16 protein-coding genes are annotated in these 17,611 nt (G+C 51.2%); 6 read left to right on the plus strand and 10 right to left on the minus strand.

The window, feature by feature from the left end:
* Window positions 1-280 precede the first annotated feature (280 nt).
* Window positions 281-499: a cold-shock protein gene (locus ATHL_RS08470; RefSeq protein ID WP_062192117.1), complete on the plus strand. Its 219-nt coding sequence runs from the start codon at window positions 281-283 to the stop codon at window positions 497-499.
* An 81-nt stretch (window positions 500-580) separates the two neighbouring features.
* Here the strand turns inward: ATHL_RS08470 and ATHL_RS08475 are convergent, their stop codons facing one another.
* Entirely contained in the window at window positions 581-1,204 is a 624-nt protein-coding gene (locus ATHL_RS08475) for a YdcF family protein (RefSeq protein ID WP_062192120.1), read from the minus strand.
* Complete coding sequence (locus tag ATHL_RS08480) at window positions 1,201-2,355, minus strand: MalY/PatB family protein (protein ID WP_062192124.1); 1,155 nt, start codon at window positions 2,353-2,355, stop codon at window positions 1,201-1,203. Before ATHL_RS08480 ends, ATHL_RS08475 begins: the two co-directional genes overlap by 4 nt.
* Window positions 2,356-2,445: 90 nt before the next feature.
* Between ATHL_RS08480 and ATHL_RS08485 the strand changes: the two genes are divergently transcribed.
* Together ATHL_RS08485 and proC are read left to right on the plus strand one after the other, a co-directional pair.
* Window positions 2,446-3,360: a class I SAM-dependent methyltransferase gene (locus ATHL_RS08485; RefSeq protein ID WP_062192127.1), complete on the plus strand. Its 915-nt coding sequence runs from the start codon at window positions 2,446-2,448 to the stop codon at window positions 3,358-3,360.
* 2 nt (window positions 3,361-3,362) lie between these two features.
* A complete protein-coding gene (proC, locus tag ATHL_RS08490; protein ID WP_062192130.1) occupies window positions 3,363-4,202 on the plus strand; it encodes a pyrroline-5-carboxylate reductase in 840 nt (279 codons plus the stop codon).
* 93 nt (window positions 4,203-4,295) lie between these two features.
* Here proC and ATHL_RS08495 read toward each other — a convergent pair whose 3' ends face one another.
* Window positions 4,296-4,511 carry a hypothetical protein gene (locus ATHL_RS08495; protein WP_062192133.1) on the minus strand — a complete coding sequence of 72 codons (216 nt, stop codon included), beginning with the start codon at window positions 4,509-4,511 and terminating at the stop codon, window positions 4,296-4,298.
* A 183-nt stretch (window positions 4,512-4,694) separates the two neighbouring features.
* Between ATHL_RS08495 and ATHL_RS08500 the strand changes: the two genes are divergently transcribed.
* Window positions 4,695-5,909, plus strand: coding sequence for an SRPBCC domain-containing protein (locus ATHL_RS08500; protein WP_062192136.1), 1,215 nt, complete (start codon window positions 4,695-4,697; stop codon window positions 5,907-5,909).
* Window positions 5,910-5,918: 9 nt separating this feature from the next.
* On the opposite strand, the gene ATHL_RS08505 is transcribed toward ATHL_RS08500, so the two are convergent.
* Together ATHL_RS08505 and ATHL_RS08510 are read right to left on the minus strand one after the other, a co-directional pair.
* Window positions 5,919-6,713 carry a sugar phosphate isomerase/epimerase family protein gene (locus ATHL_RS08505; protein ID WP_062192139.1) on the minus strand — a complete coding sequence of 265 codons (795 nt, stop codon included), beginning with the start codon at window positions 6,711-6,713 and terminating at the stop codon, window positions 5,919-5,921.
* A gap of 36 nt (window positions 6,714-6,749) precedes the next feature.
* Window positions 6,750-8,429 (minus strand): O-antigen ligase family protein, encoded by a 1,680-nt coding sequence (locus ATHL_RS08510; protein WP_084001287.1) that lies wholly within the window; start codon window positions 8,427-8,429, stop codon window positions 6,750-6,752.
* A gap of 42 nt (window positions 8,430-8,471) precedes the next feature.
* Between ATHL_RS08510 and ATHL_RS08515 the strand changes: the two genes are divergently transcribed.
* Window positions 8,472-9,992 carry a YifB family Mg chelatase-like AAA ATPase gene (locus ATHL_RS08515; RefSeq protein WP_062192153.1) on the plus strand — a complete coding sequence of 507 codons (1,521 nt, stop codon included), beginning with the start codon at window positions 8,472-8,474 and terminating at the stop codon, window positions 9,990-9,992.
* A 139-nt stretch (window positions 9,993-10,131) separates the two neighbouring features.
* Here ATHL_RS08515 and ATHL_RS08520 read toward each other — a convergent pair whose 3' ends face one another.
* The 4 genes from ATHL_RS08520 to ATHL_RS08535 all read right to left on the minus strand — a co-directional run bounded on the left by ATHL_RS08520 (window position 10,132) and on the right by ATHL_RS08535 (window position 15,284).
* Window positions 10,132-11,079 (minus strand): PAC2 family protein, encoded by a 948-nt coding sequence (locus ATHL_RS08520; RefSeq protein ID WP_062192156.1) that lies wholly within the window; start codon window positions 11,077-11,079, stop codon window positions 10,132-10,134.
* 71 nt (window positions 11,080-11,150) lie between these two features.
* Window positions 11,151-13,397 carry a PP2C family protein-serine/threonine phosphatase gene (locus ATHL_RS08525; RefSeq protein WP_062192159.1) on the minus strand — a complete coding sequence of 749 codons (2,247 nt, stop codon included), beginning with the start codon at window positions 13,395-13,397 and terminating at the stop codon, window positions 11,151-11,153.
* A gap of 110 nt (window positions 13,398-13,507) precedes the next feature.
* Entirely contained in the window at window positions 13,508-13,987 is a 480-nt protein-coding gene (locus tag ATHL_RS08530) for a pentapeptide repeat-containing protein (RefSeq protein ID WP_062192161.1), read from the minus strand.
* Between the two features lie 91 nt (window positions 13,988-14,078).
* Window positions 14,079-15,284 (minus strand): carbohydrate kinase family protein, encoded by a 1,206-nt coding sequence (locus ATHL_RS08535; protein WP_084001288.1) that lies wholly within the window; start codon window positions 15,282-15,284, stop codon window positions 14,079-14,081.
* Window positions 15,285-15,355: 71 nt separating this feature from the next.
* On the opposite strand from ATHL_RS08535, the gene ATHL_RS19140 reads away from it, so the two are divergent.
* Window positions 15,356-16,309: a hypothetical protein gene (locus tag ATHL_RS19140; protein WP_062192167.1), complete on the plus strand. Its 954-nt coding sequence runs from the start codon at window positions 15,356-15,358 to the stop codon at window positions 16,307-16,309.
* A 16-nt stretch (window positions 16,310-16,325) separates the two neighbouring features.
* On the opposite strand, the gene ATHL_RS08545 is transcribed toward ATHL_RS19140, so the two are convergent.
* The gene (locus ATHL_RS08545; protein WP_062192169.1) at window positions 16,326-17,441 is read right to left on the minus strand and encodes a VIT1/CCC1 transporter family protein; all 1,116 of its coding nucleotides are present in this window, start codon (window positions 17,439-17,441) and stop codon (window positions 16,326-16,328) included.
* Window positions 17,442-17,611 lie beyond the last annotated feature (170 nt).

Below are 17,611 nucleotides of genomic sequence, written 5' to 3' on the forward strand. Positions count from 1 at the left end.
TCTATGATAGAAAGGTTAGAAAATAGGTCGGGCAATGGTGTCACCAGCCATCATCCAGCATCTGGTTTTTACACAGAACTGATGGCGGGAAAACAATTTCATTGTCAGCGTCTCTATCCTTATCCTTGACAGTCCCTTTTTTAAGTGATAACCTTGCGGACGTGTAAGACGCTTGGAATTCGCCTCAAAATCGCTACAGCCTTGCCCGGGTGGGCATCTGCAAGAGGGTTTGTTGGCGGGACTGCGTCGCCGAATTCATTTCTAGATGGAGTGTGTAAGAATGTCTGATCGTTATGTTGGCACCGTCAAATGGTTCAATGCCACCAAAGGTTATGGCTTCATCGGCCGTGACGACAACAATGGAGATGACGTTTTCGTGCATTTCTCAGCCATTGAGATGGAAGGTTACCGTTCCCTCAAGCAGGGCCAGAAGGTAGAATTTGAGATCGAACAAGGTCCTAAAGGACTCCAGGCGGCTCACGTTACCCCCATCAGCTAATTCACAGCATTAACCACGTTCAGGGGCGTCTAAAAACGCCCCTGATTTATTTTAAAAAGCTCATCGTAGAGCATTCTTTGATTATTTATCCAGACCCAGCAAGGTGGCAAAAATTCTTAAATACTCTTGAAACATGGCCTTCCAACCTGCCCGGTGCAAAAACCAACCCCTGACGGTATACCAGTGCCCACGCACCGAATGCACCTGAACAGATAATCCGGAATCACGAAAGACATTCGAAAAAATAATCTGAGCCCGGCGGCTGTGGTAGGGATCTGTCACCACAATACACGAACGCCACCCGCGTTCTTCCATCAACTGACGAATAGCGGCAGCCTCTTCTCGGGTATTGGAAGCTGTGTGACGGGTAATATCTATTTGTGGAACAGCCAGCCCCCGGTTAGCAGCCTCGCTGAACAGATAATCTGTCATCCGACGTCCACTATCTGCCATTGCATCCGTATCGGTGAGGATTAAATAACGGGCATACCCTTTCTGGATTAACTGAACGGCCTCGTCAATCCGATCAATTTCTCCCCCGCTCAACACCGCTACCACATCCACCTGGCTCAAAGGAGGTTCAGAAATGATTAAAAATCGACCCGCGCCCCACAACCCGGCCAGGATAAGAAAAGCCACCAACGGCAATACTAAAATGCTAATCGCGAAAGCCCCTGCGCAATTCCGCAGAGTCCTTTTGTTCATTTTCTCTCCAGAGCCGCGCGCATCCTCTCCAGAGCCTCCAGGAGAACTGCCCGCCGGCACCCAAAATTTAACCTCACAAATCCATCTCCACCTTTTCCAAAAACCTCCCCATCGACAAGTGCCACCCGCGCCTCTTTTAAGAAAAATTCCCCTGGCTTTTCATGGATCCCTGCTGAACGACAATCAATCCATGCCAGATAAGTGCCCTCAGGCAAGGCCATCTTCAGATCAGGCATGGTCTCCCGGATGACATCATACAGAAGGTTACGGTTCACCTGTAAATAACGCAACACCTGGGCAAGCCACTCGTCCCCCTCCCGATAAGCTGCCTCTCCAGCCACCATACCCAGGATATTCCCATGCCCCACCAGACCACGCCTGGCTGCCTGAAAGCGCCTGCGTAGTTCGGGATTCTGAATGATCGCATAGGAGCAATATAAACCGGGAATATTGAAGGCTTTACTCGGCGACCCGAGAGTAATGGTCATTTGGCCAATTTCCGGGCTCAGGGAAGCAATGGGAACGTGTCGGTGTCCCTCAAAAACAAGTTCCCCATGAATTTCATCTGCACAGATTAAGACATTTCGCTTCAGGCAAATTTCTGCCATTGCCTGCAATTCTTCGCGCGTGAACACTCTACCCACCGGGTTGTGCGGATTGCACAACAGAAAGAGACAGGTAGTAGAATCCATCGCGGATTCAAACCGCTCAAAGTCGATTGTATACCGCCCATCAGGTTGGCGGCATAACTCCATTTCCTGGCGCAACGCCCCTGCATTGAGAGGAGCGCTCAAGAATGGCGGGTATACCGGCGTCTGAACGAGCACACCCTCTCCCGCTTTCGTAAATGCCTGGCAAGCCAGGTTGAAGCCCGAAATAACCCCCGGGAAGAGCACCACTTCGTCAGGATTTACCTTCCAGCCGTACAATCTTTCCATCCGTTCGCTTACTGCTTCACGCAGGCCCGGCCCATCTTTTCCATAACCAAACACCCCATGAGACAACCGATCGGATAAAGCGTGCACAATGGGTTTGGCCACGCGAAAATCCATATCTGCTACCCACAGGGGAAGCACATCCGATTCATATTGATTCCATTTTTCGCTATCGCTTGAGCGACGATCGATAACTTCGTCAAAGTCATATACCATATCGCCTCCACATGCGGAGGATTATACTCCAGCCTTTTCTTCTAAAAAACAATCCACCTCCGAAGGTGCCATGATATACTTCATCGATAGATGATCGCAAAACCCATCTCCCCCCCTCAAATTCTGCTGCTCCCTTCCCCCGATTGGGAAGATTACGAGTTACTTGATAGTGGAAACGGCGAGCGCCTGGAAAGATTTGGCCCGGTCACCTGCATTCGCCCAGATGTCGAAGCCATCTGGAAACCGGCCCTCCCCGAGACAGCCTGGCAAAAAGCTCAAGCCCGCTTTGTCTCTACCCCCGAAGAAAACGGTGGGCACTGGGAATGGCGGGTTCCCCCTCGCGAGCGCTGGGCGATGCAATACCGTAACCTGCGGTTTTGGGCCCAGGTGGGTGGCTCCAAACACCTGGGGGTTTTCCCGGAGCAGGCCAGTCAGTGGGATTGGATCACAGAGCAGGTTCAGAGTGCCAAAAGGCCGCTCCAGGTTTTAAATCTTTTCGGGTATACCGGCCTGGCGACCCTTGCCGCCGCTCAAGCCGGGGCACGGGTTACCCATATTGATGCCTCCCGAAAGGCCATTGCGTGGGCGCAAGAGAATCAACGCCAATCCGGTTTGACAGACGCCCCCATTCGCTGGCTGGTAGACGACGCCATGAAATTCGTCCGTCGCGAACAACGGAGAGGTTCCAAATATGATGGAGTTATTCTCGACCCCCCAAAATTCGGCCGGGGGCCTAAAGGTGAAGTTTGGGAATTCTTCAAACTCCTCCCTGAACTGCTTCAGGAGGTTGGGAGGATTCTTGGGCCTCATCCCCGGTTCATTTTACTCACGGCTTATGCAGTTAAGGCGTCAGCAGTTACGCTGTATTACGCCGTTCAAGAATTAATGCAAACCTGGCCCGGAGAAACTGAAGCCGGAGAAGTTGTGTTAATTGAAAAAAGCGCAGGACGATACCTTTCAACCGCAATTTTCGCCCGCTGGCACGCTAAAGGAGGAAAAACCTAACTATGAATCAGACCCCAATCATTGCATTGATCGGACCCGGCGCCATGGGTGAAGCCATCATTGGTGGCCTGCTTCGGAAAAACATCATTACACCGGAACGTATCCGCGCCTCTGGCCCGCTGGCCACCCGGGTAGAGGCCTTGCATGAGCGCTATGGCATTCAACCATACACCGATAATGCCCAGGCTGTGCAAGGCGCTGATATGGTGCTCCTGGCTGTAAAACCTCAGAAGCTTTCCCGCGTCATCTCTGGCCTGCGCGGAAAAATCTCTCCCAGTGCAGTGGTTCTCTCCATTATCGCAGGGGCAACCATCCAGATCATTTCAGAAGGGCTACAGCACCAGGCGGTCGTCCGCGCCATGCCCAATACCCCGGCCCAAATTGGCGAGGGTATTACCGTCTGGACAGTCTCTCGTTACGTAACCCCTGAACAGATGGAATTCTCTCGACAGGTATTGCTGGCTCTGGGCCAGGAAGTCTTCGTTGAAGAGGAAAATTACCTCGATATGGCAACTGCCCTATCGGGCACCGGGCCGGCTTATGTTTTCCTTTTCATGGAAGCCCTCATCGACGCCGGCGTTCATATGGGTTTCCCTCGACGTATCGCCGAGCAGCTGGTCAACCAAACGATCCTCGGATCTGTTTCATATTATCAAAAAATCGGAGGGCACCCTGCACAGTTACGCAATCAGGTTACTTCACCGGGTGGTACCTCTGCCGAAGCTTTGTATTACCTCGAGAAAGCCGGTTTTCGCACCGCTATCTCACGCGCCATCTGGGCAGCCTATGAACGGTCACTGGAGCTTGGGAAAGGCCTGAACAGTAAGCCACCGGAAGAATAACGATCTTATCCTTCCCCCTCTGTCTCTCTTCTCGCCGGGATGTACATCCTAAGACACCATCCCCTCGTTTATAAACAGGAGATGGTGTCTTTTTCATATCAAACCGAAAGCCTGTACAAGTCTAAACCAGTCGGTGTCAAAGATGATCGAGACCAAGAGAAGGATGAAAAGGATAAACAGGATTACCCCGCATCCACAACCCAGGCAAGAGCCGCTCTTCCAGCCGAAAGTCCGTTGTAATCCATCGTAGACCCAGCGAAGAAGCCCAATTTTCAACAACCCGATTAAACAACCGGGACGTTCGTTCATAAAGGACACTCCTTTCAAAAGTCTTTACGAAAACAGGAAAGAAAAGTTTCTCTGATTCCTCACCAGGATGAATAACCGCCGGGATGATTTCTTGCTTCTTCTTCCAGTTGGTTGTAAACCACCCATACAGTATAATGAGATAGATTTTCCTGACATTAAGGGGTTCTCTACGGGAGGACAGGCATGACCAGCAGCCTGAAATATACCCAGCCAGTCAATGCTCCCATATCCCAGCTCTTCCGCGCCTTTACCAATGCCACAGCTCTGCGCGAATGGCTGTGTGATATCGCTACGGTCGAACCTAAAGCCGGTGGGCGTTTTTACATCGCCTGGCACAATGGTTATTACGTATGCGGTGAATTTACTTCCATCGAACCCCAGCATCAGATATTCTGGACATGGCATGGCCGGAATGAGCCTGCACCGACCCGGGTTGAAATAACTCTCCAGAATTCAGGCGAGCGTTCCACCCTCCTCACCTTGGAGCATCTTGGTCTGGGCAACACAACGAAATGGGAAAAAGCCCGTGAAGAAATAGCTCGCGGATGGACCAATGCTATTAAAAACCTGGTTTCGGTTCTAGAACAGGGGCCAGATCTTCGGATTATCAATCGTCCCATGCTTGGTGTTTCCTTTGGTGAATTTGACGCTCGGCGGGCTGCCATGCTGGGTATACCTGTTGAGACCGGTATGCGAATCGAGGGAGTTTTTGAAGGGTTTTCGGCTCAGAAAGCCGGGCTGATGAAAAACGATGTTTTAATCACCCTGGGAGGACACCCCTGCAACGATTTTCCAGGTGTCCTCCGCATTCTTGAAAAATACCAGGCCGGTGATGCACTCGAAGTGGTTTTCTATCGAGGAGCCGAAAAAAAACAACTGCTCCTCGAGCTGTCTCGCCGTCCGCTCCCAAAAATCCCCTCCACCCCGCAAGCCTTAAGCCAGGCAGTTCAATCCCTTTATACCCGTGCCAATGACATGCTTGAAGAAGCCCTCCAGAATGTTTCAGAGTCAGAGGCTGAATTTAAACCCGCACCTGAGGAATGGTCGATTAAAGAAGTCATTGCCCACCTCATTCATGTCGAGCGCGACACTCAGGCTTATATCAACGATGTCGTCTTCAGCCAGGAGCGGGTCAGTGATGGTTACTCTGACAACCTGAATGCCAGGGTAGCTGCAACTGCCAGCGTTTTTCGAACCATCGCTTATCTTCTGGATGAGCTTAAAAGAGCAGAAGACGAAACGATCTTCCTCCTGCGCGAGCTTCCCGAGAATTTTGTGGCCAACAAAGGTAGCTTCTGGCGACTGGCCTTTCAACTCCTTCAACTGGAGTTTCCCGCTCACACCCAGGAGCATGTTGACCAAATTCGCGCGAACCTGAAAGCCGCCCGGACGGGTTAGTACACTTCCTCATCCCGCGAGCTCCCGCATCACCTTTAAGGCCTGCTGACTCTCTGGTTCAAAGTTTACATATCCTGCCTCCAGACTTACCCGGCCGGTATATCCACTCTGGATTAACGCCTCGAAAAAGGCTCGCCCCGTCTCATCAATAACAGCAGGGAAAGTTCTTCGGTTTGGTTCAGCAAAATGTGCATGAGCTACCCATTCGCGTGCTGTCCGAGCCACCCCAAAATCCTCATTCTCTTTTACCATGTGGTAAATATCAAGCAACAGGCGCACAGAAGGGTGATCAACCAGTCTGGCCAGGGCAAATCCCTCGGCCGCGGTATGAATAAGGTTCGTTTCATCTCGGTTAAGCGGTTCAATCGCAATCACAATTCCAAAACGCCGCGCAATTTCTCCCGCTGAGCGTAACATCTCCACCAGTTGAACCCAGGCCTGTTCTTTTGGAAACCCCTCAGGCACCCGGCGAGCGCCACCACTTCCAAACACTACCACCTGTACCCCCAACTGGCCAGCCCTGCCAAGTGCATGTTCCAGATAATCTTTTACCGCCTGACGATTCACTTCCGCACCTGTGAGCCTTAAAGTTCCGGGGAAGAAAAGGTTACAGGCCTCACACACCATTCCACTGCCCTTTAATTTCCTGACGGCCTCTGAAAAATCCTCTTCACTCAAGCCCGCCAGTGTGGAAAGCGGCCATTCTACATAATCAAATCCAACGTGTCTGGCCAGGGATAAAAAATCAAATTCGTGACCATTCGCATTTTTTCCACTCAAAAAACCACAAATTCCCAGTTTCATTTCCTCTCACCTCCTCCCGACTTGCTTCACTGACGCTTAATTCCCTGATAGTCTTTTTAGAGCATCCATTACTTCAGGCTGGTCGGGCTGAATTCGTAGAGAAACCAGATAAGCATTTCGCGCCAGATTCTTTTCGCCCCTTTCACTGCGCCACCCGGCCCAGGTGTTCAACTCCTCCTCAATCCGGGCAGTTTGTTTCAACACCTGTGCTGCTTCCACAGATTGACCATTCCAGGTATAAGCCAACCCCAGCGCCTTGATTATTGCCGGGTTTGCCGGGTCGGCTCTCACAGCGGCTTCAAATTCACTGACCGCTTCAGGAAAACGTTCTTCGTCTTCTAAAATCATTCCAAGATAAAAATGTGCGCTCCGTTGGTTCTCTCTCCGAAAGACTGAGTCTCTCAATAAGCGCTCGGCCTGGCTTTTCCAATTTACCCTTTCTACCTCCGATACCCCGGGTTGTAATTCAGCCCTCATATAACGCAACACCCCCATATTACCATCCCAGGTGGCACGATCCAGCGGTATAACCAAAGCCATGATGCCCCAGAAGAGAACAGGGAAGACGAAAGGAATCCACGTTCTCGATCTGGATACAGGTTCCAGGTTCTTCAAACGTCCGACGATTAATCCAGCCAGCAGGAAAAAGGGAAACCAGCACCACGCATCCACAAATGGTCTGGCATCGGTTACCCCGTGGATGAGAAAGGCAAGCCACCCCGCAAAAGCTCCTTCCAGCCATGGGTCATTCCGTGCTTTCAGAGCAGGAAATGCCACCCAAATCACCGCAAAAATCATCCAGACGAAAGCACCCAATCCCAGTATCCCTGTCTCTAACCATGTTTCAAGAAACAGATTATGCGAATAAGTGAGAAAAGGTACCTGAATGAGTAGCACGAAACGAGAATAAATCATCGCGAACTGGCCGCCCAGCCCAATACCGGTGAAAGGCACGTCCTGCAAAAGCGAGATACTCCCCTGGTAAACTTCTATCCGGTCAGGTCGCATCAATAAGGGCACCAGGGTTTCGTTAACCACCGGAACCTGCGCAAGAAATTGCCAGTCGTGCCGTACCAGGACAAGACCCAGGGAAAAGACCAGCAACACAATCCCACCCAGCAACCCCCATCGTGCCGCACGGTAATGCCAGGCCAGCCATAACACACTTACAAGCACAATGGCTACCCAGGAACCTCTTGACTGACTGACCAACAGTCCCAGACCGATCCATCCCGTAGCGACTCCTGCGGTAATTTTCCACCCCCTGGCTCTTTCAAACAGTACCCATCCCATTCCCAGAAAGAAGAGCCCTTCAAAAAACATCGCCGCGCTATTGGGAAAAGGCTGCCAGAATGGGAAAGGAGGCAGGAATCGCCCCAGCCTCTCGATGATTGTGGATAGAACCACCGCTTTATCCTCAGGTGGATGATGAGAAAGCCCCCATATAAAAAACAGGCTCATCACACCACCTGCCAGGGTTACCAACCTGAGAATCCACTCCCACCGCAGAGATGCTCCCGTCTTCCAGGATACCAGACCATAAATCCCACCGCTGATCCAAATCATACCCAAGAGATACCACGATTGACTGCGATCATAAGCCACCCATACACCCAATATTGTTGCTACCAGATACAGAATCAAAGGTGCATCTACGAGGGTTCGGCTCTTAAAAAACCGGGGAGGGATCATATTGAGAGTCCAATCGGGCTTCATAGAATTGTTGACATTTTACCAGAGCCCATCTAAACTTACCTCATGCTCGCTCGCATCTATTCTTGCGCGGTAGTTGGACTGGATGGCGTTTTGGTAGAAGTAGAAGTAGACACCAGCCCCGGGCTTCCAGGCATGGTCATTGTGGGTTTGCCTGATGCCGCCGTCCAGGAAAGCCGTGAACGAGTACAATCAGCTATTAAAAATACCGGGTTAGCTTATCCCCGTAAACGCGTGACCGTCAACCTTGCTCCGGCGTCGGTACGAAAGGAAGGCCCCGCCTATGATCTCCCCATCGCTCTCGGTGTGCTGGCGGCCAGTGAGCAAATTCCATCTCAGGCGCTTGAAAATAGCCTGGTAATCGGTGAATTATCTCTGGATGGAAGTGTTCGTCACGTACGTGGTGTGCTCCCCATGGCAGCAGTGGCTCGCGAACAGGGTATGAACCGGGTTTTCGTCCCTCAATCCGATGCTGCCGAAGCAGCACTAATCCCTCACCTTGAAGTCATCCCTGTAGCTTCTCTTTCCGATCTAATCGCTCATCTTAATCAAACCCGTCCTATCTCTCCATACCCACCTACCAACCCTGGCGATATCTCCGTAGAAGTCGTTACCGATTTCAGCGAAATCAAGGGACAGGAACACGTCAAACGGGCCCTGGAAGTGGCCGCCGCCGGAGGGCATAATGTTCTTATGGTCGGGCCACCCGGCTCTGGCAAGACCCTGCTTGCTCGCGCTCTCCCGGCCATTCTTCCACGAATGACGATCGATGAAGCGCTCGATGTCACCCGCATCTATTCGGTAGCAGACCAGCTTCCTCAGGATGTGCCGCTCATTCGCTCCCGACCATTCCGCGCCCCCCATCATACTATCAGTCATGCCGGGCTGGTTGGCGGAGGTAATCAGCCGCACCCGGGAGAAATCTCGCTGGCTCACCGTGGAGTACTTTTCCTTGACGAATTGCCCGAATTTGGCCAACGCGTCCTGGAGGTATTACGCCAGCCCATGGAAGACAAAATAGTAACCATTTCTCGGGCAAATGGGTCCCTTACTTTTCCGGCCAATTTTATGCTCGTGGGCGCAATGAATCCTTGCCCGTGCGGTTACTGGAATGATCCGGTGAGGGCCTGCACCTGTTCTCCAGGCACTGTGATCAAGTATCAAAAACGGATTTCCGGTCCCCTCCTGGATCGCATTGATATTCACATCCAGGTTCCCCGGGTGGAGTTCGAAAAACTCAACGATCGGCGTGCTGGAGAACCTTCTGAGAACATCCGTGAGCGCGTCGAAGCAGCCCGTGCTATCCAGAGAGAACGCTTTAATCGGTCCGATTCCATCCGCTGTAACGCTGATATGCGCCCGGCTGAAGTGCGGAAATTTTGCCAACTGGACGAAACCTGCGTCCGTCTCATGCGCGCCGCCATGAACCAGATGGAACTTTCAGCTCGTGCCTTTCATCGGACGTTGAAATTGGCCCGTACCATCGCCGATCTTGCCGGCAATGCTCAGATTACCCCTCAGCACCTGGCCGAGGCCCTTCAATACCGGTCTACTTTCACGTTGTAAAGACGAATAAATAAATCAAGGTGAACCTCAAACAGCCTGTTCGATAAGCCTTACGGCCACCTTAACGCCATCTGGTTCGCCAATGATGATTCCTTAGAAGTACTCTCCTCCGAACACACAAGGGCTTCTTCAGAAGCGATCAAACACCTTCGGGACCTTCCTGTTCATCCTCTAACCGATCAAGAATCTTGCGTAAACTCTCTTCCCATACATCATCCAGGGGAATAAAGGGCACTTCTTCGAACTCTGCAGAGAGACGGGCGAAGTAATCCCGAATACCTGCCTGAGGTGCCAGCCGATCCAGTTCCTCCACTTTTTTCTCCAGCGTATTGAGCAAGCGTTTACTCTTCTGCATTAAATCGGTGAGATTAACATCTATTTTGAACAGGTAATTTACCCGTCGCATGATCCCCAGCCATGCCATAAAATCATTCTCGATTTGAATGGAACGGCCAATCTGCGGGATAGAGGAAAAATCAAATAACGGCACCATGGCGTACATACCAATATATTCCATCCCCCTTTCGCCAGCCCGCTTACACAGGTATGATCCAATACTTACGCCCCCATGGTAATCGGTGGGGCTTAGCGCCAGTTCATTCATCCGACCCTGGATTTCAGGGAGACTGTAACTCCCGGATACGAGCCTTTCTTTTTCATAAGGAAATTCACCATACACCCCCCCAATTCCCACAATCAGCTTAACACGTAACTGCCGGGCAGCATCCAGGATTGCCATAATATACCTTTCAGCATCCAGATGCGGCTCATCACCGAGCAAGATCACCACTCCTCGTTGATTGCTTTCAAAATAATACAAGGGATTTTCTGGAGTCTGCAAAGATTCGGGGAAACCCTCCCGAAATTTAATCACCGGACGAATCAAATCATGCGTCCCGGGAATTTGAAACATATAAAAACCATCAGGACGAATCTGACCAATGCGGCGTGCCTTTTCTCTTTGAATGACATACTGCGGTAAACCTGAGGAAACCGAACCGGCATCAGCCCATTGCCGCCATCCCACCAGCATATAAACATCCCGGGTTCGCGGATGTTCCAGAATCTCAACGGCATCTGAGGCCATAATTCTTACCTCCTAACCTGGCTTGCCCACTTCTATCGCCTGGAAACAATACAACCCACAAACTCAGTATACTATAAGTTTGTTTCAACCCTGGATGAGCCACCCCGATCATGAAAACAGACCACTAACAGAGTCATATCATCAGTCTGCTCGGCTCCTCCTTGAAAATCCTCTAATATCTTCAGAGTAGCCTGACAAATCTGCCCCGCATAATTAACCGGTAGTCCGCGCCAGAAATGTGTTAACCGCTCAAGGCTAAATCGCTTCCCTTCTGGTGACTGCACATCGATCAGTCCGTCAGTATAGAGGATCAAACGGTCATCTGCCTGTAAGGGGACTTCCACCTCCGTGAGGTGAAAATCATCACCATCGGTCACCCCAAGGGCCATTCCCCCTCCAGATAGAAAAGTCATTTCGCCCTGATGCAACAACACTGGATAATCGTGACCAGCACGAGCATAGGTTATTTTCCATGAGTCACGATCTACCACGCCATAAAAGACGGTCACAAACATTCCCCCTTCGCCTAACTCTAATAAAAGGCGGTTCACGCTTCTTAAAACCCGGCAGGGTGATAACTCTCGATGGGCTTCTGCCAGAATCAAACTTCGTGCCAGCGCCATGTAAAAAGCCGCTGGTAATCCCTTATCTGAAACATCCGCGACCACTACCCCAAAATGATTTTCATCCAGGGAAATCACATCGTAAAAATCTCCGCCTACCTGACGGGCAGGTTGATTAAGGACGGCAAATTCCACCCCCGGAATAGATGGAAATTGGCGGGGAAGTATGCTCTGTTGCACCTGCCTGGCCAGTTCCAGTTCATGCTCCATCCGCTCTTTTTGAAGCAGGCTGACCTGCGCGGCTTCAAGTTCGGTAATTTTTGCCTGTAATTCCTCGATTAACCTTGCGCGCTGCATGGCAACTGCAACCTGATTGGCAAACATCCGCAGGGTTGAAATTTCCCCCGGGGTGAACATTACTTTTTGGGTAGACTGAACAATCATTCGTCCCACCAGCCGAGCATCTGCCAGAAGAGGAACGTCGTACCCAACATGAATCGGTGGAGGTTCACTCTCTTCAAGGATAATTCCCGGCGGAACTGCTCGCCAGGGCCGCATCTCTTCAGCCTGCTGCCAGCCCGCAAATAAGTTTGCTGGAACCTCTCTGGATAACTCAACCCCCTCCCATCCGCCACAAGCCAGCACAACCAGCTTCTCTTCATCCAGCTTTACATACACAATGCTGCGGTCTGCGCCACAAATATCTCTACTGTAACGACATACCCGTTGCGCCAGTTCGGCCAGGCTGGTCGATTGAATCAATGTGCGCGCAATCTCCTGAAACGAGATGATCGCCTCTGTACGCTGTACCAGAAGTCGATTCGAAACTTCCAGCTCCAGCACCTTTCGCTGAAGAGCCGCATTCGCCTCTTTTAATGCCTTTTCCTCGAGCTCAAGGATAGCGTAAGTATCATGCAGAAGTGCTGTATCAAAATCCAGCACATCCTCTGGGGCGAGTAATCCCTGTTTCATCAAATCCAGCAGGTATTCCTGAGCAGAGAGGAGACTGCGTTGAGATAACCAATCAGGCCGATTGGGATTCACACGAAAGAGGTCAAAAACAGTAAGTTCCCCTTGCCTGCCCGTAAAATGACATTGCTCACACCCTGCCGCGCGGAAGAGTTTCCATGTTGCCAGATCTGAACTCATCGAGTACAGAGCCGTTAATCGATCATCTGGCTCAACGGGTTGTTTACACACCGGGCACAGCATGGGTTGTCGGAAAACCGAGACTACCCAGGTTAATATTTTTAACTGGTCAGAGGTGAACCCAAGCGATTGTAAATGACGGATCACCGCAGAGCCACGAACCATGGTATTCGCCGGGCATAAAACCCGTACACCTTGCCGGACAGCTTCCACCACGAGCGGGATGTTTTCCGAAGTTAACTGGTCCAAAACCATAAGACCAGGCCGGCGTTGCACAGCATTTTGCAAGCGCCGCAACCGCACCTCGGGCAGAGTTGCCTGAATCCATTCACACCGTGAACGAAGTTCACGCGGCGCCCGAATAGGGTTCTCACCTTCCGTATAAAGTATGCAATGCATTTGGGGATAAAAAGTGAGGATTTCGCGCATCAGCAGGCGGAGAATGGTAGTTTTACCGCTCACCATGCGCCGGATATTCAACCCATCATTGGATATGGCGTTTGGTTCAAGCCCGGCGACCACAATCAACCCGGGAACATCCTGCACCAGAGAGTTAATGAGCTGATTTAATCTTGGAACATGAAAAAAATCTTTCAGGCTTAACAAAAATCACCCCTCTTCCAGAGGTGGAACCAATGGAAAATCAAGTATATCTAGATTGTATTCCGAAGAGGGAAAAAAAGAAACAGGTTGCGTTTTTTAGATTAGACCATTAATCATTCATGACGTGTTCCGTCGGGCATGATGGCCCCACTGAGTGATTTGGCCCGGAGTAATTTATAATCTGGTGCATTGGTACCCGTTAAATCAGCATCCGTGAGGTTAGCATTGGTCAGGTCCGCGGCACCCAGGTTGGCATCAATCAGGTTCGCATTGGTGAGGTTCGCTTCCGAAAGGTCAGCCTCTGCAAGATTGGCTTCTCGCAAGTCTGCTCCTCGTAAATCACAACCGCGCATGTGAGCCCGCCGCAAGTCTGCACCGATCAGGACCGCCCCCCGCAAATTAGCTCCCCCCAGGTTAACGTCCACCATCGTTGCTCCGCGCAAGTCCACACCGCTGAGATTGGCGCCTATCAGCGTGGCTCCGTTCAATAACACGCCACGCAAATCCATTCCGCTCAAATCGATATGGCTGAGCCAGAGAGGTTTAGGCTGGTTCAACAGGATGTATATTTCATATCGAGAAAACTCGGCCATAGGGTTTACTCCTGAACGCACATAATCTAATTATATTCACATCCGAATAGAAAATGCAGTCTGCACCTTACAACCGCTCTACTATTTCGCATCATCCTGTTCCAATCCGAGGTTCACCCCTGCGTTCCCATAGACCCGGCTCAACCTCTTTCCAGCCGGGTTCATCGGGCAGTAAAGGTAAATGGTCCCAACCGTTCTCTATCCGTCTGAGAGTCTCTTCCCACGAACGCACCCCACTCAGAGCATCCGCGGCCTCCACATTACATGCCCCCACGGCCACGCCAATTTTAACCGCTTCAGCAGGTGAAAAACCGCGTAAAAGAGCACTTAGAAACCCAGCAATGGTTGCGTCGCCCGCCCCCGTCGTTCCAACCACTCTGGTTTTATAGCACGCCGTCCATAATTCACGTTCGGCCCAGTCCAGAGGGTTGGTCGGCGCTGCCCTCCCCATTCTTTGGAGAGAAGAGAGATCGGCTGTGCGCAGATAAAGGCCCCGGTCGCCCAGTTTGATCACGGCTATTTTCACCCCCATTTGTAAGAGACACGCACTGAATTCAGCCAGCCGTTGGGATGTTATTTCTCCTTGCATGTTGCCATCCGGCGCCTTCTCGCGCAAACGGAGAAATTCTTCTCTCCTTAGCATAAAAAACAACTCGTCGAAACTGGGCAAGAACACATCCACATACGGCAACAATTGCTCGAAAATCTTCAACCAGTTAACCTGCCCCCCTTCAGTATCAGCATCCGGGTAAGTCATATCCAGAGAGGTCGTTACCCCGGTCTCTTTTGCGCGCTGGAATAGCTCAACCAGTTCTCTGCCTTCATTTTGATACATCCGCTTCATCACTGGCGGATATCCAAAATGCATCAATCTGGCGTTTTTCAGCAAGGCGTAATCTACATCTTTTACGCCAAAAGTATCATTCGCACCCGGGCAATGAAGAAAAACACGATCCACCCCCGGCGCAGATAAAATGATGGAATATGAAGTGGGAGATTTCTCATCCACCACCAAACCCGCTGATAACCTTGGATCAAAGCGGTCGATAATTTCCCGAACGATTCTCCCCAGGGGATCTTGGCCTATTTTCGCAATCAATCGCGTAGGGATACCCAGCCTGTGAAGCGCCAGACCTGTATTGGAAACTGGCCCTCCTGTGCTGAATGTTGCCGGCCCGGTGATCAATAAATGCCCCGGTTGAAGTAACTTACTCAATTTGCCTTCTGGAAGGTGATCCATGGTAGGGATAATATCCAGGCAAATATGCCCGACCACTACTGTGAGACACGTTTCCATTCAAAACCCCTCGGGATAGGATAGAATCATTATAAAACAGCTCTTTTTTAAGGCGTGCTATAATTCTGGGGATGAATCTCGATATCCACAGTGGTGTCATCGTCGCTACTTTTCTGGCTCTGGTCACCGGTCTACTCGCACTGATCTCCGGAATTCGTTCCATTCGTTCCGGCTCACGATTGAATTACTTTCGCAAACGGAGAGAACGCCTGGTGCGTGGCTGGCGGCTCATTCTGTTCTTCGTTTTCATGCTGGCTACAGCAGGAATGATCAATCGTTTTGCCGAGCCGGTAGCCTATCAATTTTTTCCCCCTTCCCCCACAGTAACCCCTACCCCTACCATCACCCTCACACCCACAATCACCCTGACTCCTACCATTACCCTCACACCTACCATTACCGAAACCCCGTCTATCACCAATACCCCATCACTGCCGGGGGATATCGAATCAAAATTCGAGTCGACCATCACACCTAATCCTTCAGCGGTCTTCAGCCCGCTGGTTTTTGCCACCCGGTTGGATAAAAACTTTCAACCCATCGATCCAGCAGTTGAATTTAAAAACCCTCTCTCCACTGTCTATGGCGTTTTCTCGTATGATCAGATGACCGTTGGCGCTCAGTGGAGTGCTCTCTGGTACCGGGGAAACGAGCTGGTGTGTTATGAAACTCTCCCCTGGAACGGAGGCACAGGTGGGTTCGGTTACACGGAATGCAGCACACCTGTAGGCGGCTGGTTACCAGGCGAATATGAAGTTCAAATTTTTACCGGCTCAAGCTGGAAGATATCCGGGCGTTTCACCATCACCGGTGAACCACCCACCCCCACAGCCACCGCAACGGCTACCCGCACTCCCATCCCCAGCCCAACTACAGGGCCATCGCCTACGCAGCCATCTCCTACCCCTTCACCTACTTTGAGCCCAACCTCTACACCGACCATTACACGCACACCCCTTCCCACCCAGACTCGCCGCCCGACGGATACCCGCCAGCCCACAGCTACTGAACTACCAACCGGTTGAAGCCAGGCAGTAATCTCTACCCGCCCAGGTTACCTCCAATCAAATAGCCAATACCAAATGTGACTGCCGCGGCTACCACACCAAAGATAACCATTCGCATTCCCGAATAAAGTACCGTCCGGCCGGTAAACAGTGTAATAGCCGCCCCCAACCCGAACAGTCCCACCACGCTGAATGCAACACTGACTATCACGGCTGTCAACCCACTTAAGAAGGTGAATGGAATCACCGGGATAACCGCTCCAAGCATGAACAATAAAAAGGATGTGATAGCAGCCTCCCAGGCCGACCCGCCCAGTTCTTCTGGGTCCACCCCCAGTTCTTCACGTGCCAGGGTTTGAATGGCGCTGTCTTTGTTTTCCAGGATTTGCCGCGCCAACTGGCGCGCCTGATGCGGTTGCAGGCCTCTTGCCTCATAGATCAGAGCCAGTTCCTCTGCTTCCTCTTCTGGAGCATTCTCAATTTCTTCTTTCTCCACCTCGATCTGATGTCCGAAAGATTCGCGCGCGCTCTGCACCGAGAGCCATTCGCCCAGCGCCATCGAGATCGCCCCGGCAAGCATCCCCGCCAGACCGGTAATCAGAATACTGCGATTGGCCACGCCAGCCCCGGCCACCCCCATCACCAGGCTAAGGTTCGAAACCAGCCCATCATTGGCCCCCAGAACCGCCGCCCGCAGCGCATTTCCACCTCCGCTTCGATGTCGTCCCTCCAGCTGGGCCAACACGCCTCCTTCCACCCCTCCACGAATACTGAGTTTTAACTGGCTCATTAAAAATGCATGCGAATTTTCTTCTTGTTGCATTGAACTCGCATCTTGAAATCCGGCATAACCAGCGCTCCCCTGTCTTTCCATATTTTGAATACTGGGCAAAATAAGCCCCGTACCGAATCTATGCGCCAGCCAGATTAACATCCGGGTTCGCAAAGACGGCTTAAATTCCGGCACAGGTAACCCTGCGTCGCGCATACGCTTTTCCCAGACCTGCGCATGCCGGGTTTCAGTCTCAGCAATCCTTTGAAACACCTTGACCAGGCGTTCATCTTTCTCAACTTCCGCCATACATTGATAAAGGAGAGCGCTGTTCATCTCATCGAGGTAGAATTTTATAAATTTATCTTCAGTGGCCATTTTAAAAACCTCTCCATTCTTTTCCCGGTCGTTATGAATCTATATGTTCCAGGCTTAATATACACCACCTGGGAAAAAACACCTTACAACGCGGGGTGAAAGAAGAGATTTCTATCACCCATTTGCTCTTCTGGAAAACCGAAGACTCTGTATAATAGAGAGAACTTTGC

Origin of the sequence: Anaerolinea thermolimosa (genome assembly GCF_001050195.2) — a bacterium.
Classification (GTDB): Bacteria; Chloroflexota; Anaerolineae; order Anaerolineales; family Anaerolineaceae; genus Anaerolinea; species Anaerolinea thermolimosa.